The organism is Dyella sp. 01N36, from assembly GCF_056399745.1.
Genome location: NZ_JBFTRY010000297.1, coordinates 1 through 3076 on the forward strand (window position 1 = coordinate 1; position 3076 = coordinate 3076).

The 3076-nt window shown below is 65.3% G+C and carries 3 protein-coding genes; all 3 read left to right on the forward strand.

Annotated features, from left to right (window positions below):
• Positions 1–893 (forward strand): DNA gyrase C-terminal beta-propeller domain-containing protein (locus AC1DMG_RS21250; protein ID WP_477181066.1); only part of this gene is annotated, 893 nt, incomplete at its 5' end.
• A gap of 195 nt (positions 894–1088) precedes the next feature.
• Positions 1089–2480 carry a M16 family metallopeptidase gene (locus AC1DMG_RS21255; protein ID WP_477181067.1) on the forward strand — a complete coding sequence of 464 codons (1392 nt, stop codon included), beginning with the start codon at positions 1089–1091 and terminating at the stop codon, positions 2478–2480.
• Positions 2481–2494: 14 nt separating this feature from the next.
• Positions 2495–3076, forward strand: a 582-nt coding sequence (locus tag AC1DMG_RS21260; protein ID WP_477181068.1) for a M16 family metallopeptidase, incomplete at its 3' end; no start/stop codon positions are given.

Consider the following 3076-nt stretch of genomic DNA (forward strand, 5'->3'; position numbering starts at 1 on the left):
TCAACGTGCTGCTGAAATCGCCGGCCAAGCTCAAGGGCCTGATCAAGGAAGAATTGCGCGCCGACGCCGCCAAGTTCGGCGACGACCGCCGCTCGCCGCTGGTGCAGCGCAATGCCGCGCAGGCGCTCGATGAAAGCGCGCTGGTAGCCAGCGAACCGGTCACCGTGGTGCTCAGCGCCAAGGGCTGGATCCGCGCCGCMAAGGGCCACGACGTCGATGCGGACGGCCTCAACTATCGCGAAGGCGACAGCCTGCTCGCCACGGTGAAGGCACGCACTACGCAGCAGGTCGCGGTGATCGACTCCACCGGCCGCAGCTATTCCATGGCAGCGCACACGCTGCCCTCGGCACGCGGCAACGGCGAGCCGGTCACCGGCCGCTTCAGCCCGCCCTCGGGCGCCAGCTTCGACGCACTTGCCGCCGGCGACAACGACACGCGCCTGATCCTGGCCACCGACCACGGCTACGGTTTCGTGACGCGCTTCGAGGCGCTCACCGGCCGCAACAAGGCGGGCAAGCAGATCATCACCCTGGGCGATGGCGCCAAGGTGCTGGCGCCGCAGATCAGCGCCGATCCGGCACGCGACCGCATCGTCGTCGTCACCACCGAAGGCCACCTGCTGATGTTCTCGGTGGCCGAGCTGCCGGAGCTCGACAAGGGCAAGGGCAACAAGCTGATCGACGTGCCCAAGGCCAAGCTGAGCGCAGGCGTGAAGGTCGTCGGCGTCGCCGTGGTCACTGAAGGCAAGGGCGAAGTGACGCTCTATGCCGGCCAGCGCAAGCTCACGCTGAAATGGTCGAACCTGGTCGAGTACGGCGGCAACCGCGCCACCCGCGGCGGCCTGCTGCCGCAGGGTCTGCGCCGGGTGGAGCGGATCGAGACGACGGGCTGATCCAGCCCTTCCATTCCATCCTTCCTCACCCGTGTGGGAGCGCACCCTGTGCGCGACTGGCCTGCCTCAGGCCCCCGTCGCGCACAGGGTGCGCTCCCACAGTGTTGTTTGCCGGCCCTAGACCATCCTTCCTGTTGACGGATGCCCCGCCTGCGCCGTATCCAATGTGCTCCCGCCGCAGCACAAGGATGGTCCATGCGCACGTCACGACTGCCGGCGCTCATCRCCGGCCTGTTGTTCGCAGTAACGGCTCACGCCGCGGATACCGACCACTGGCAGATGCCGGTGGCCGTGAAGAAACTGGACAACGGCCTCACTGTTGTCGTTTCCGAAGATCACAGCTCCCCCACCGTCGGCATCAGCACGGTCTACCACGTGGGCATGCGGCTGGAGCCGCAGAACCGCACGGGCTTTGCGCATCTGTTCGAACACCTGATGTTCGAAGGCACGCCCAATGCACCCAAGGGCACGTTCGATCGGGTGATCCAGGGCGGCGGTGGCGTCTTCAACGGATCCACCCGCGCCGACTACACCAACTACATCGCCTCCGCGCCCATCTCCGCCCTGGAACCACTGCTGTGGATTGAAGCGGACCGCATGAAGACGCTGGAYTTCAGCGACAAGAATCTCGACAACCAGCGCAACGTGGTGAAGGAAGAAATCCGCGTCAACGTGAAGAACCAGCCTTATGGTTTGTTCTTCTGGACCGACCTGGACGCGCTGGCCTTCGACAAATGGGCCAACAAGCACGACGGTTACGGCTCGTTCGAGGATCTCGACCACGCCAGCATCGCCGACGTAAAGGCTTTTCACGACACCTTCTACCAGCCCGCCAATGCGGTGCTCGGCATCTCCGGCGACGTCACGCCCGAGCAGGCCTTCGCGCTGGCGCAGAAATATTTCGGCGCGATTCCGGCCCGGCCACTCCCGGCCGGCACCGACGTTTCCGAACCGCTGAACAACAAAGGCCGGCACCTCGAGCAGACCGACGCGTTGGCGAAGGCGCCGGCGATTGCCGTGGGTTGGAAAGCACCCGATCGCGGCAGCAAGGACCAGATGCCGATGCTGGTGCTGGCCCAACTGCTGGTGGGCGATGACGCTTCGCGCTTCTACCAGGGCCTGGTGAAGGGACGCGAACAACTGCTGCAAATCCAGGGTGGCGTGAACTTCGCGCTGGGCAGCGGCACCGATTACGCGGGCCCCACTTTGTTCGGCCTGTTTGCCATCTACAAGCCCAACGCCCAGCCCGACCAGGTGCTGGCTGCGCTCAACGAGGAAATCGCCAAGGTCGCCCACGACGGTGTCGACGACGCCACGCTGGCGCGCGTGAAAACCAAGATGCTCTCCGACTGGTACGGCGGCATGGAGGATTTCCTCTCCCGCGCCGACACGCTGGCCAAACTGCAAACGCTGTGGGGCGATGCCAACGTGGTGAATCAAGTGCCCGGCTGGATCAACCAGGTGACGTCCGACGACGTACGCCGCGTGGCGCAGACCTATCTCACGGACGCCAATCGCAGCGTGATCATCCGCCGCCCGGTGACGGCCCATGCCAAGGATGCCGGCGCCAAGCCGGCCAAGCACTGAGGAGAGCGAAGGTCATGATCACGACGACTCTGAAAGCATCCCTGCTCGCTGCCGCCCTCGGCTTCGCCATGGCCGCGCATGCGACCGAAGCGCCCATGCCCAGGGAACTGCCGCCCTACGGTCCCGAGCGACCGCTGCCCGTTCCGCAGATCACGCAGCGCACCCTGCCCAATGGCCTCACCGTGTGGGTGATTCCGCGCAACGGCTTGCCCAAGGTGAACGTGCAGCTGGCGGTGCTGGGCGGCACGTCGTACGACGATGCGAAACATCCTGCCCAGGCCGAGCTGATGGCCGCCTTGTTCAACGAAGGTACCGACAAACTCAGTTCCAGGCAGATCGCCGAAAAGCTGCAAGCCATCGGCGGCGACTACGGTGCAAGCGCGGGACGCGATTCCATCGGCGTCAGCGCCAGCGCGCTGGCAAGTCACTCGGACGAACTGCTCGAACTGGTCGCCGACACGGCGCTGCATCCCAGCTTCCCCGCCAAGGAAGTCGCACTGGAGAAGACCAATGCGCTGCAGTCGCTGAAGGTGAACGAAGCCGACCCGGACTGGCAGTCGATGCGCGCGTTCAATCACGCGGTATACGGCGATCAC